Annotated in this window: 9 protein-coding genes and 1 other annotated feature; of the genes, 3 read left to right on the forward strand and 6 right to left on the reverse strand. The window is 37.0% G+C overall.

Annotated elements, in window-relative coordinates; translation table 11 throughout:
- Positions 1–171: 171 nt before the first annotated feature.
- Genes ACHUE4_RS05565 through ACHUE4_RS05575 form a run of 3 tightly spaced genes read right to left on the reverse strand, consistent with a single transcriptional unit; the run spans position 172 to position 2,643 of the window.
- Complete coding sequence (locus tag ACHUE4_RS05565; RefSeq protein WP_394188384.1) at positions 172–1,359, reverse strand: acetoin utilization protein AcuC; 1,188 nt, start codon at positions 1,357–1,359, stop codon at positions 172–174.
- The gene (locus ACHUE4_RS05570) at positions 1,329–1,976 is read right to left on the reverse strand and encodes an acetoin utilization AcuB family protein (protein ID WP_394188385.1); all 648 of its coding nucleotides are present in this window, start codon (positions 1,974–1,976) and stop codon (positions 1,329–1,331) included. The genes ACHUE4_RS05565 and ACHUE4_RS05570 overlap by 31 nt, the downstream gene beginning before the upstream one ends.
- Before the next feature lie 34 nt (positions 1,977–2,010).
- Positions 2,011–2,643 carry a GNAT family N-acetyltransferase gene (locus ACHUE4_RS05575; protein WP_394188386.1) on the reverse strand — a complete coding sequence of 211 codons (633 nt, stop codon included), beginning with the start codon at positions 2,641–2,643 and terminating at the stop codon, positions 2,011–2,013.
- A gap of 166 nt (positions 2,644–2,809) precedes the next feature.
- Here ACHUE4_RS05575 and acsA point away from each other — a divergent pair, with 166 nt between their 5' ends.
- Positions 2,810–4,528: an acetate--CoA ligase gene (gene acsA / locus ACHUE4_RS05580; RefSeq protein WP_394188387.1), complete on the forward strand. Its 1,719-nt coding sequence runs from the start codon at positions 2,810–2,812 to the stop codon at positions 4,526–4,528.
- Between the two features lie 129 nt (positions 4,529–4,657).
- On the opposite strand, the gene ACHUE4_RS05585 is transcribed toward acsA, so the two are convergent.
- Positions 4,658–7,630: a transglycosylase domain-containing protein gene (locus ACHUE4_RS05585; protein ID WP_394188388.1), complete on the reverse strand. Its 2,973-nt coding sequence runs from the start codon at positions 7,628–7,630 to the stop codon at positions 4,658–4,660.
- 107 nt (positions 7,631–7,737) lie between these two features.
- Positions 7,738–7,939: a binding site (T-box leader), on the forward strand.
- 51 nt (positions 7,940–7,990) lie between these two features.
- Here ACHUE4_RS05585 and tyrS point away from each other — a divergent pair.
- Positions 7,991–9,256 carry a tyrosine--tRNA ligase gene (gene tyrS / locus ACHUE4_RS05590; RefSeq protein WP_394188389.1) on the forward strand — a complete coding sequence of 422 codons (1,266 nt, stop codon included), beginning with the start codon at positions 7,991–7,993 and terminating at the stop codon, positions 9,254–9,256.
- A gap of 175 nt (positions 9,257–9,431) precedes the next feature.
- Here the strand turns inward: tyrS and ACHUE4_RS05595 are convergent, their stop codons facing one another.
- Complete coding sequence (locus tag ACHUE4_RS05595; RefSeq protein WP_394188390.1) at positions 9,432–10,247, reverse strand: cobalamin-binding protein; 816 nt, start codon at positions 10,245–10,247, stop codon at positions 9,432–9,434.
- Between the two features lie 74 nt (positions 10,248–10,321).
- Positions 10,322–10,924, reverse strand: a complete 603-nt coding sequence (rpsD, locus tag ACHUE4_RS05600; RefSeq protein WP_394188391.1) for a 30S ribosomal protein S4 — start codon at positions 10,922–10,924, stop codon at positions 10,322–10,324.
- A 374-nt stretch (positions 10,925–11,298) separates the two neighbouring features.
- Between rpsD and ACHUE4_RS05605 the strand changes: the two genes are divergently transcribed.
- On the forward strand, positions 11,299–13,164 hold the full coding sequence (locus tag ACHUE4_RS05605; RefSeq protein WP_394188392.1) for a sensor domain-containing diguanylate cyclase: 1,866 nt from the start codon (positions 11,299–11,301) through the stop codon (positions 13,162–13,164).
- The last annotated feature ends 149 nt before the right edge of the window (positions 13,165–13,313 follow it).

The following is a 13,313-nucleotide window of genomic DNA, read 5'->3' on the forward strand; positions in this document are numbered from 1 at the left end:
ATCACATTCTAAAATTCATGATTTTAAAACAATTTAACTTACTTTATGTGAGGGAAAGCGGCTGAAGTCTTGCCCGTGGAAAGCGTCCGCCGAAATGGAAATCATCCTATATTATTTGTCTACAGTCAAAAAGGAATGAATGCGATATAAATCGTCATTCATTCCTTTTATTTAATCTGTATGGTTTCGAATTATATATAACGATTTTTGTAATACTTGATGATTTTTTTCCGTTATCTCCGCTTTTCTTGGAATGGGTTCGTATAATTTTTCTGGGTCATGCCAAGTAGGTATTAGAGGAACTGGGGACTCACTTTGCCACCTATCTATCCAATCTGGTGGCAAATCACCTTTTGGTAAAGGAAGACCTTTCATTTCCATCCATAATAAAGACCAAGCTCGAGGAACTACTCTCCATATATCATAGCCTCCACCGCCAACACCAATCCATCGTCCATCACAAAATTCATGTGCTAGTTCATGTGCTAACTTAGGAATTTCTTCATATATTTTCATAGAACCATAAAGATGAGTTAGTGGGTCAAAGTAATGAGCATCGGCTCCATTTTGACTAATAATCACATCGGGTTTAAAATGCTCAGCTATTTCACGAAAGGCTGTTTTATATAACTCTAAAAATGAATCATCTTCGGTAAATGCATCAATCGGAAGGTTAAAAGAGGTACCATAACCTTCTCCTGTTCCTCTCTCTGTCACATTTCCAGTCCCAGGAAATAAATATCTTCCTGTTTCATGTATAGAGACAGTACAAACTGACGGATCGTCATAAAATGTCCATTGCACGCCATCCCCATGATGGGCATCTGTATCAATATATAAGACGCGTGCATTATATTTTTCTTGTATGTATTTAATAGCTACTGAACTGTCGTTGTAAATGCAAAATCCAGAGGCTCGTCCACGAAAACCATGATGTAAGCCGCCACCTAAATTAAGTGCATGACTTGCTTTATTTTCCATGACGTAATCCACGGCTGTCAGCGTACCTCCAACTAATAATGCGCTTGCTTCATGCATATTAGGAAAGATAGGCGTATCTTCCGTTCCTATTCCATAGCTTTCTGTTTGCTCTTCAGTGACCAAGCCTTTGCTCGCTTTTTTTACCATTTCAATATAGCGCTCATCATGTGCAAGCAGCAATTCTTCATCAGTAGCCATGCGAGGAGCAATAATGTCTTCATCTGATAAAACGTTCATTTTACGTAGTAAATCTGTCGTTAATACAAGACGCTTTTGGTTAAATGGGTGTGTGTCAGAAAATTTATACCCTAATTGATTTTCTGAATACACAAATACTGCTTCTTTTTTTACGTGTTGATTCCCGGCATGTTTGGCCATAATACATCGAAACCTTCTTTGCGGATATCCTCAATAATTTGGAGAGGATTCATCGTTTTGACTCTGAAAACTAGAATTTTGTTTTCTTCACTTTTTGCATCAGGGTATACCAATACACTTAAAACATTCGCGCTATGGTCATGAAAAACTTTCGAAACTTCGAATAATATGCCTGGTTTGTTAGGCACTCTCACTTCAATATGAGAACCGGGTTGATGTGCACCAGTTAATTCAATATATTTGTACAATAAATCAGTTTCCGTAACAATACCTACCAATTTTTCTTGACTGACAATTGGTAAACAACCTATTTGTTGATCGTAAAAAATCGTTGCAACTTCTTCCACGAAATCGAGTGGATGACCTATAATGGGATTTTTCGTCATAATTTTATCTAGCGTAATCGTCATAAGTTCATTATCATTGTGATCTAAAATATTCGATGGAGTCGCTTGTTTAATATCCCGATCTGAGACAATGCCAATGACTTTACCTTCTAAATCGGTGATTGGCAAATGACGAATTTTATTCTCACGCAATACATGTATGGCATCTTTGATTGTGTGAGTAGGTTGCAAGGTGAGAACTTTTTTTTGCATCATTTCTTCAACAATCATGAGGCATAATCTCCTTTATATCCTGGGTTTTGAACTAGTACATAAAGCGGTTCATAAATCGGAGTTGATCGAATCGCTGAATCGATTCCATATCAATTCGACTACCGATTTTAGCCATTAAACAATTAGCAGGATGAGAACTAATTTCAGGATCATCCGTAGCGAAGTATTCCAGGCCGCCTGCATTCATCATTTTTTCCATTACTTTTCGGTATTCCCAGACATTTAAACCTGTACCTTTTAAATCCCAATGCCAGTAATATTCAGTCGTAATTGTAATATAATCTTCCATCATATCATCCATCATGGACACTTTTAATAAGCCTTTCCCAACGCCTGAACCACGGAATTTAGGGATGACTTCAATTGCGCCTAATTCGATTAAATTTTCCATTTGACCTTTAGACCAACGCTCAAGAGGGTCAGGATATAAGTACGTTACATAACCAACAATTGTAAAGTTATCACGTGCAATTAGAATTCTTCCTTCAGGCAACTTTGCAATTTCAGTAATTGCTTTATGTTGCTGTGCAGGTGGTCTAAATGCAACCAGGTCTTTGTGAAAATCCAAACGAGCGATATCTTCTGAGGATACAGGACCTTCAAGAATGAGACTGCCATGTTTTGTTTTTAATTCAATGGCATTATAGGTTTTTGTATGTTCCATATTTGCACCACCTAGTTTGACAATATGTTCATTATACATGAATTATAAAAGAGGAAAACGTTTTCACAAAATCAAAAGTAAAATTTTCGAAAAATAAAATAATTCGCTTTTTAATTTCTGATTGATGTAAACTAGTAGATGTATCGTATTCGAAAGGGTGGTAGAAATGAAACTTGAGTCACTTCCTGTTGTTCAAGGAGATTACTTACTCCAAAATTATGATGAGGCTGCTTCAAACTTTGATTGGGCAGACGTTGAGAAAGAATTTAGTTGGTCGGAAACGGGTAGATTAAATGTAGCTCATGAAGCAATTGATCGCCATGCTAACTCACATCGAAAAAATAAGGTTGCTCTTTACTATAAAGATGGAGTTCGAAAAGAAACCTATACGTTTAATGAAATGAAGAAATGGTCTAATAAAGCAGCAAATGTATTGAAAACGCATACAAATCTAGAAAAAGGGGATCGCCTGTTTATTTTCATGCCTCGATCACCAGAATTATATTTTTCACTGATTGGTGCTTTAAAAATGGGTGTAATCGTCGGTCCTTTATTTGAAGCATTTATGGAAGGAGCAGTTTATGATCGTTTAGCTGATAGTGAAGCAAAAGTGATCGTGACAACTCCAGAATTGTTAAGTAGAATTCCAGTAGAAAAATTACCTCATTTAGAAACGATTTTACTTGTGGGTGACGGAATAGAAGAACAAGGAAAAAACGTGGACTTTATGAAGTATCTCGAAACAGCTTCTCCTTACTTCCAAGTGGAATGGCTATCGAAGGAAGACGGATTAGTTTTGCATTATACTTCTGGTTCTACAGGAAAGCCTAAAGGTGTTCTGCATGTGCAAGAAGCGATGCTGCAACATTATCAAACGGCTAAATGGGTACTAGATTTAAAAGAAGAAGACATTTATTGGTGTACGGCAGATCCTGGCTGGGTAACTGGTACTTCTTATGGAATTTTTGGTCCATGGCTTACTGGAACAACTATGGTTGTTTTAGGTGGACGCTTCTCACCTGATACATGGTATAAAACGATTGAGGATTATGGTGTAACTGTATGGTACAGTGCCCCTACTGCATTCCGTATGTTAATGGGTGCAGGGGATGCGCTCGTGAAATCATTTGATTTATCTTCATTACGTCATGTTTTATCAGTAGGAGAGCCACTAAATCCGGAAGTTATTCGATGGGGTGCACAAGTCTTTAATCATCGTATTCATGATACATGGTGGATGACCGAGACGGGTGCTCAAATGATTTGTAATTATGCTTGTTTACCAATTCGTCCAGGTTCAATGGGTAAGCCGATACCTGGAGTAAAAGCAGCAATCGTAGATGATCGTGGTGTCGAGTTAGCACCTTATCAAATGGGGAACTTGGCCCTGAAAAAAGGTTGGCCATCAATGATGCGTCAAATTTGGAATAATCCTGAAAAATATCAATCTTATTTCTTAAATGACGAGTGGTATGTTTCTGGAGATTCAGCTTATATGGATGAAGATGGCTACTTCTGGTTCCAAGGACGCGTAGATGACGTTATTATGACATCTGGCGAACGTGTTGGACCATTTGAAGTGGAAAGCAAGTTATTAGAACATCCTGCAATAGTAGAAGCAGGCGTTATTGGTAAACCCGATCCGATCCGTGGTGAAATCATCAAAGCATTTGTTGCACTAAAAGAGGGTGTTGAACCTTCGGATGAGCTAATCGCTGATATTCAACAATTTGTGAAAAAAGGTTTAGCTGCTCATGCAGCACCGAGAGAAATCGAATTCAAAGACAAATTGCCGAAAACACGTAGCGGGAAAATTATGCGCCGAGTATTGAAAGCCTGGGAATTAGATTTACCAACAGGTGATTTATCAACAATGGAAGATTAATTATTATAAAAAAGCTGTACTACTCATCAATTTGAAGAGTAGTACAGCTTTTTATTACCTTTTCTATTCTTGTTAATTCAAAAAAAACACAACTTGTCCACTTCGGACAAGTTGTGTTTTCATTATATGTTATTCATCTTCAGCAGGTGGCTCAACAGGTGGTTCAACTGGAGGTTCAGGTGGTGTTCCACCATCCCCAGGTGGATTTCCTGGTTCATCAGTAGGCGGCTTCGGCTCACTAGGTGGTGGTGGTTTAGGACCACTAGGTGGAGCTGGTGGCTTAGTTGGCTGAGTCGGATTTGGTGTAGGTGTAGGTGTCGGCTCCGGTTTTGGAGCATCAATTTTCACGATATTAGAACTAGCTGATTGCTTGCCAGTAATATCTACTGCTACAACAAAGTACTCACCAGGACCGGATACAGAGAACTGATTTCCACTTGCTTCTAAAACAGAAGCTAATTTAACATTACTACTTCCTGAGCGTTGGAATACTCGGTAACCGACAACATCATTTGATCCAGAGTTACTCCAAGATAAACTACTTCCAGAAAGACTAGCAGTTACACCATTTGGTGACGCTCCATCTGCTTCAAACGTATCTTCAGAAACGACACGATTTGCAAACCCTGAATTTTGTGGGAATAGCTTGCTCGGATCACCTTTTATTCTTCCGAACATACGATTTATAAAGTCTTCATTCACTCCAACTCCACCCTCAACTACAAATTCACTAGGTGTAGACGGCAATGAACGGAATCTTTTCCCATTAATCATGACATAAGATGATGAAATGAAACTATCATCGACTTTTTGTGAAACATACGTATTACCATTGAACAAATCAGAAGTGACAAGTCCTGCTTTAGAACATCCATCTGATGGTGCAAGACCAGAAATCGAACAGAATGATTTAGAAACGACACCTTTAGGTGCTTTAAATTCAACATTAGGATCGACTAGTTCTGGATTAACATCATATGAACTATTCATAATTCGGGCCCAAAGTAAATTGACGCGTGTACCAGGCTGTAAATAGGTTCCATTCGCAAGGTTTAAGTTGGTTGGCTGATCGTAACCTAACCAAACACCTAAAGTAATAGAGGGGTTATAACCCATAAACCATACATCATGAGCGTCATTTGTTGTTCCTGTCTTAGCAGCAAAATCAGATTGGAATTTAAGTTCACCGTTTGCTCTAGTTCCTGTTCCTTCACTCAATACATCTCGCAACATATCCGTCACAATGTAAGAAGTTTGAGGGGAGTAAACAGGTGTTGCTTCAGACTGATGTTGGAAAATAATATTGCCATCTGCATCTTCAATTTTTTCAATCATATATGATTCAATAAATTGTCCGCCATTTGCAAGTGTGGCGTAAGCATTTGTATTTTCTTGAACTGTAACACCTCTAAACATACCACCGATAGAGGTCGAAATATTTGTGTAATCTTGTTCGGATAAACGAGAAAATTGGAGTTTCTCTAAAAATGTTGCTGGTCGTTTTTCTAATATTTGATCATATAATCGTAAGGCCGCTAAATTCTGAGATGATGCAAGTGCTTGTCGCGCGGGAATAATGCCGAGCTCTTGCTCACGATTAAAGTTACCAGGATTATATGGTTCACCAGATCCATCAATATAATCCTCAAATGCAACATCGACTACTGGGCTTCCCGCGCCAATTACTCCATATTCAATGGCAGGGGCATAAACCAATAAGGGTTTCATCGTTGAACCATTTTGTCTATAAGCGAATGTAGCATGGTTTTGAGCTTCCAGTTTATAATCGCGTCCGCCAATGAAACTTAAAATTCGACCCGTACTATTTTCCATTAACACACTGCCAACTTGAACTGGCGCATCGACTTCTTCGACTTCACCTGTGTCAGGATTTGTTCTCTTTTTCCTTAAAGTAGGTCCATAATTTTTAAATTCATCTTTAACTTTTTGATGGGCATCATACATATTTTTATCAATCGTAGAATAAATACGATAACCATTTGTTCGCATCGCACGATCGGCAAGTATTTCATACTTCTGTTGTAAGTTTTCCTCATCTGCTAATCGTGAAGGGTCTATATTATCTTTTTCTGCTAGCATTTCAGAAATTATTATCTTAGCTTGTCTTTCTAATTCAAATGTTAAAAAAGGATATCTTTCTTGTGGTAATGGCTCGGGTTTTTTGAAATCTTGTGTAATATCATAAGCTACTGCTGCATCGTATTCAGCTTCCGTAATATACCCAGTTTCTTTCATGCGATATAGTACAGTTAACATACGGTCAATTCCAGGTTTTAAACCGGCCTCATCTTTTAACACACCTTTAGAAGTGAATGGTGTATGAGCAAATGGTGCTTGTGGAATTCCTGCTATAAATGCAGCTTGTGGAAGGGTTAAATCTTTTGCTGCTACATTAAAAATACCTTCTGCAGCTGTTTCAATCCCAGCTATATTAGCTCCAGATGCATTTCTTCCATAAGGAATAATATTTAAATAAGCTTCGAGAATTTCTTCTTTAGACATGAATTTCTCTAATCTAAGTGCCAATAAAATTTCTTTCGCTTTTCGTTCATATGAAACTTCGTTCGTTAAAATCTGATTCTTGATTAACTGTTGCGTTAATGTTGAACCACCTGTTTGACTATCTGAATTTGTTACATCTTGCATAAGACCTCGGAAAATTGCTTTTGGAACAATTCCTTCATGGACATTAAAATATTCATCTTCAGTTGCATATACAGCATCTAATACATACGGTGAGACTGAACTTAACTTCGTTTCATTTCTCTGAAGATCTGTTCGTAACTTTCCTAGATAGACATTATTTGCGAAGTACACTTCTGATGTCTCTTCATAACTGAAAATGGATGAACGCATTTCTTCTTCCTTACGTAATGGCTCTTGATCAACTAATGAAGCAAAATATCCTGCTCCGACAGAACCTACAAAGACGATACTAGTAATAATAACAATCACGAATAGGAGAGCTAGATTCCAAAGAACACCTGAAGTGATTCTAAGTCCTTTTGCCCATTTTGCTTGTGTCCATTTATTCCACGTTTCATTTATGCGATTTAGCCAGTTTTTTGCTTGATCATTCAATTGAATCGACCCCCTAAAATCTTGTTACATTATATCATAATTCCTGGATATCTAATATATTTATTGACATTGAAAAAAAAGAGCGTAAAATGACCTAATATATAGTTTCTTAAGCGATGAAAAGTCCGAAGTAATGGATGCATAAACTGTTTAGAGAGTCAGCGGGTGGTGAAAGCTGATCAGTATGCAACCGTGAATTACAGGCTTGGAGCATAACGCACGCACAGCGATAAAGTGCTTGTAAAGCGGAAGGGATTTTTTCCTTCAAGCTGGGTGGTACCGCGCAAAATGTTAATTAGCGTCCCTGCATGATTCTTTATGAATCGTGCGGGGACTTTTTTATTTAGAGGAGGAATTATAATGACTAACACATTAATCGAAGATTTAAAATGGAGAGGGTTGGCTTATCAATTAACAGATGAAACCGGTATGGTTGATTTGTTGAATAAAGATTCAATTTCACTATATTGTGGTGTGGATCCGACAGCTGATAGTATGCATATCGGACATATTGTCCCTCTGCTTACTTTACGTCGTTTTCAAATGCACGGCCATCGACCAGTATTACTAATCGGTGGAGCAACTGGGATGATTGGTGATCCTTCTGGACGAAGCGAAGAAAGACAACTTCAAACAACTGAACAAATCGATTTAAATGTAAAAGGCTTACAAAAACAAATGGAACGAATTTTTGATTTTAATTCAGATAACGGCGCAATCTTAGTTAACAATCGTGACTGGATTGGTTCAATGGACGTTATAGAATTTTTACGTGATTATGGTAAATATATTGGTGTTAACTACATGTTAGCAAAGGATACGGTAGCATCACGTCTAGAAGGTGGCATCTCATTTACGGAATTCTCTTACATGTTAATTCAAGCTATTGATTACAATCATTTATACAATGAACACCAGTGTCGAATACAAGTAGGTGGCTCAGATCAATGGGGTAATATCACAACCGGCTTAGAAATGATTCGTAAAACGCATACAGAAGAGACGAAAGCATTTGGGATGACAATTCCACTTGTGACAAAAGCTGATGGCACTAAATTCGGGAAATCTGCATCTGGATCCGTTTGGTTAGATGCTGAGAAGACGTCTCCATATGAATTCTACCAATTTTGGTTGAATACTGCAGATGCGGATGTTATTCGATACATGAAAATCTTTACTTTCCTAACACGCGAAGAAATCGAAGCTTTTGAAGTGACTGTTACGGAAGAGGCACATCTTCGTAAAGCTCAAAAAGCTTTAGCAGAAGAAATGACGAAGATGATTCATGGAGAGGCTGCACTTGAAAATGCAATTCGTATTACAAATGCATTATTTAGTGGAGACATCAAAGCGTTATCAGCAAACGAAATGAAAGAAGTATTTAAAGATGTTCCTTCTATTGAATTGACGAAGGAAGATAAAAATATTGTTGACCTTATTGTTGAAGGTGCGATTTCATCATCAAAACGTCAAGCTAGAGAAGATGTAACGAATGGCGCGATTTCGATTAATGGAGAAAAAATTACAGATGTAGGATATGTGATAAGTGCTGCTGATCGATTAGACGATTCATTTGCCATTGTACGTCGAGGGAAGAAAAAGTATCATATGGTGAAATTTGTTTAATAGTAGAATGAATAAGATGCCTTGAGACTAATATCTCTTGGCATCTTTTTCATACTGATTTTTTGCATCGCATCCAACATGAAGTTGGTCACGAAGTGGCGTATTCAGAGAAGAATTCTTCGAGTTTCATATTTAGAAGTAATAGTAATTCAACATTGGTAGTTACCATAGACGATTATTTAACATTCGTTACCCAGGCAGGAAGGCGTAAGTCACTGTATATTTCTGGGTGAAGTATATTCGCTAGTTTAAAGGCGCCTTCAAGTAAGCGAGGGGAGGGGCGACAATAAAGTTCTTCTTCCATAATATAAAGTTGTTTCTTTTGATTATCACTAAGTCCATCGTAACCAGGGCGTTTCTCAATAACTTTTGTATTCACTTTAGCTTGTGCTACACCCACCCAGGCTAAGAAAATATAATCTGGATTTCTCCGTAACACATCGTCCCAATCCGTTTGAATACTTGCTAACTCCACATCACGAAATACATTGCGACCGCCAGCAATCTCACTTACTTCCGTTAACCAGTTTATTTGCCCAGGCGTAAAAATCGGTTTTGGCCACCATTCCCAATATAGTTCTGGGCAATAAGAGATAGTAGCTGCACGATTTTTCATGTCATTTATGAAGTCATGGTACTCATCGACAACTAATTCAGCAGTTTTAGAATGATTGCACGCATGTCCAACAGTTAATAAGTCTTCTGCAATATTTTCTAAACTTTGTGGATTCAAGACAAGGTGAGGAATCCCTCGTGCAATTAATTCATCCACATTTTTTTCCATTCCAGGAACACTTAATGATGCTAACACTAAATCAGGTTTCAATGCTTCAAGTTCGTCCATACGAATAGATAAATCGGGACCTAGTTTAGGTAAATGTTGTACCGATGATGGCCAATCCGAAAAATCGTCCAAGCCAACAAGTTGATCACATAAGCCTAAATAAGCTAAAAGTTCGGTGTTACTCGGGCAAATTGAAATGAGTCTCATAATAAAACTCCTTTAATTGTTTTTATAAGTTTAGCATAAACAAAAAAAGAGCCCCAAAAGGGACTCTTTCATGATTAACGTGAGTAGTACTCAACGATTAATGCTTCGTTAATTTCTGCATGTAATTCACTACGTTCTGGGTTACGAACGAATGTACCAACTTTTTTGTCTGCATCGAAAGTTAAGTAGTCAGGAACAAAGTTGTTCACTTCGATTGACTCGTTTACGATATCAAGGTTTTGAGATTTCTCACGAAGAGAAATTTCTTGACCTGGCTTCAGACGGTATGAAGGAATATCAACGCGTTTTCCATCGACCATAACGTGACCGTGGTTAACTAATTGACGAGCGCCACGACGAGTGCGTGAAAGACCTAAACGGTAAACGATGTTATCTAAGCGAGTATCAAGAAGAATCATGAAGTTCTCACCTGATTTACCAGGCATTTTAGCAGCTTTATCAAATAGTGTACGGAATTGACGTTCGTTTACACCATACATATGACGAAGTTTTTGTTTTTCTTGTAATTGTAAACCATATTCAGACATTTTTTTACGTTGGTTAGGACCGTGTTGTCCTGGTGCGTAAGGGCGTTTCTCTAATTCTTTACCTGTGCCGCTTAGTGATAAACCAAGACGACGAGACAGTTTCCATGCTGGACCTGTATAACGAGCCATGAGAGACTCCTCCTTTAAGTGGTTTTATTTTGTTGTAAAATAAGACCAGATGTATCAAACTTATTGTCATTTTATTTTCATGTACCTTCGCCCTCGCAGCCAAGGGTTACGCGATACCCCTTCCGAAATAGTCGGAGGAATAAAATGAAGCATATAAATCCATACAACTGCTGCATTTATTTTACACAAACTCCATTGTAACTAGAATAGTACAAAGTGTCAAGGTACTTCTTAAATAATCAATGTATAGATATTTGAAATTAAATTCCAAATATCTCATTTCATAATAGTCAAAATGGCACATTAAATGTATACTAATAAATAGTTAGTAATTCATGGAATTTTTAAAATTCTTAATAAAATTAGGTGATATTATGTTAAATCATAGTGAAACAATTGTTCATATAAAATCAGAAATGCTTGATTTGTGGAATGAAAATGGAATGAAAAATATTCCGGCTACTGGATGGTTTGATTTATTCAACCAACTATTAGAGAAATATTTTGGAATCCAAGAAAGTCATTTCATGTTATTTGATATGGATCGATTTATCCCTTTAAACTACAATCACTCAATTATGAAAAAAATGGACTCATTAACTTGGCAACAAGTTAGTTACGCATTCTCTACTTCATGTGTAGCAAATTTAAGCAAAGAATACTCTTCTGTGGATCCTTCAATGGATTCGGCACTGTTGTTTAAAAGCAGTGAAGGCACTCCCGAAGGATTAATGTTATTGAAGTCTACTCAACGATGGAATTCTTTTTCTAATTCGGATTATGTAGAGGAGTTTTCTACTATCTCTTCCTATTTAATCTCTAACATTAAGAAGCAAATATTTATTGCTCAAAAAGAGAAACAATATAGAGAATTATTTAACGTTACGGAAATGTTCCATTCTACCATGGACATTGACCGAATCCTAGAAGGTGTTTTATTAGCGATGAATAGTGCATTTCCATCATTTCAAACAGATTTAGTTTTATCGAATGATCAGGATCGTCAAATGAAAATTGCGGTTAAATTATTTGATTATTTGTCTGAAAGGCCCTCAGCGATTGAAGCTTTTGTTTCTGGAGAAATCACAGTAGAAAATGCGAGTGATTTAGACTGTCGATTATTAAATGCTCCGATAAAAGGGAGACAAGGAATTTATGGGATTCTGCAAGTAAGAACACCAGAAGATTACTTATTCTCTAATCGCCAAAAAGATTTCATTCGCATGTTAGCAAATACATCAGGGAATGCTCTCGAGAATGCAAAGCTTTACCATCAATCGCATCGATTAATAGCAGATTTACAATTAATAAATGAAACTTCCCATAAATTGAATATGAATTTGAAACTTGAAGAAATGCTAAATTTCCTTCAAAAGCAACTAACAAAATCATTTCATCCTATGCAGTCTTGTTTTGTATTTATAAATGATGATGAAATGGATATTACGACATCTTGTCCAAAGTTTATCGCATCCAAACCTGGACAAATGTATATCTCACATATTAGTCATCATTTCAAAAAGTCGAGAGATTCGCTGTTTATAGCAGATTTCACGAAATTCGCTGATGAAAAAGTTCCGTATCTTTCTTTGATGGCTGTTCCACTTTTAGATCAACAAGAGATTTTCGGTTACTGTTTCGTACTTCATGAAGAGCCATATTTCTTTTCTTTTGATAGTTTTAAACTTATGCAATCACTTATTCATCACTGCACACTTGCCATTACAAACTCTAAACTAAGAGATCAGCTACAAGACATGGTGGATCGTGATCATTTAACAAAATTATATGCAAGAAGTTACCTCGATCAGTATGTAGAAGAGTCTATTGAGAAAGATCATTCAGGGGTCTTTATTTTGCTCGATATTGATAACTTTAAACAAGTGAATGATACTTACGGACACCAGGTAGGAGATAAAATTCTGGTTCAAATCGCTCAGCTTCTTGATCAAACAATCGGTGGCAAAGGGATAGGTGCTCGATGGGGTGGCGAAGAATTAGCTGTGTTTTTACCTCATTTTACAGAAGATGAAGGGAAGAACCTTGGACTGACTTTAGTAGATTTAGTACCAAAAATGACAAACCCACCAGTAACTATTTCATCAGGTCTTGCAAGTTGGGAACATTCAGGGCAAGAAGCATTTCATGATGTTTTTCATGCTGCTGATACGGCTTTATATGAAGCAAAGAATAATGGGAAAAATCAACTCCGAATTTTTGATTCAAACGTCTCTTTATAGAGACGTTTTTTTTTATAGATTTAACCAATTCAATTTAAAAATTCATGAAAATCAACCATACAAGTAGTTCTATATTTGTATAAATTAATTGACCTTTGCAAAAAGAAACGATTCAAGTAAAATGGAATAGGATGGAATGAAAGCGTTTA

The sequence above is a fragment of the Paenisporosarcina quisquiliarum genome, from assembly GCF_043641925.1.
Taxonomy (GTDB): domain Bacteria; phylum Bacillota; class Bacilli; order Bacillales_A; family Planococcaceae; genus Paenisporosarcina; species Paenisporosarcina quisquiliarum_A.

Excerpts from the sequence above, each read along its gene's own strand:
- ACHUE4_RS05605 (WP_394188392.1), top strand. The coding sequence starts at position 11,299 with ATGTTAAATCATAGTGAAACAATTGTTCATATAAAATCAGAAATGCTT.
- ACHUE4_RS05570 (WP_394188385.1), bottom strand. The coding sequence starts at position 1,976 with ATGATTGTTGAAGAAATGATGCAAAAAAAAGTTCTCACCTTGCAACCT.
- ACHUE4_RS05565 (WP_394188384.1), bottom strand. The coding sequence starts at position 1,359 with ATGGCCAAACATGCCGGGAATCAACACGTAAAAAAAGAAGCAGTATTT.
- ACHUE4_RS05575 (WP_394188386.1), bottom strand. The coding sequence starts at position 2,643 with ATGGAACATACAAAAACCTATAATGCCATTGAATTAAAAACAAAACAT.
- tyrS (WP_394188389.1), top strand. The coding sequence starts at position 7,991 with ATGACTAACACATTAATCGAAGATTTAAAATGGAGAGGGTTGGCTTAT.
- ACHUE4_RS05595 (WP_394188390.1), bottom strand. The coding sequence starts at position 10,247 with ATGAGACTCATTTCAATTTGCCCGAGTAACACCGAACTTTTAGCTTAT.
- rpsD (WP_394188391.1), bottom strand. The coding sequence starts at position 10,924 with ATGGCTCGTTATACAGGTCCAGCATGGAAACTGTCTCGTCGTCTTGGT.
- acsA (WP_394188387.1), top strand. The coding sequence starts at position 2,810 with ATGAAACTTGAGTCACTTCCTGTTGTTCAAGGAGATTACTTACTCCAA.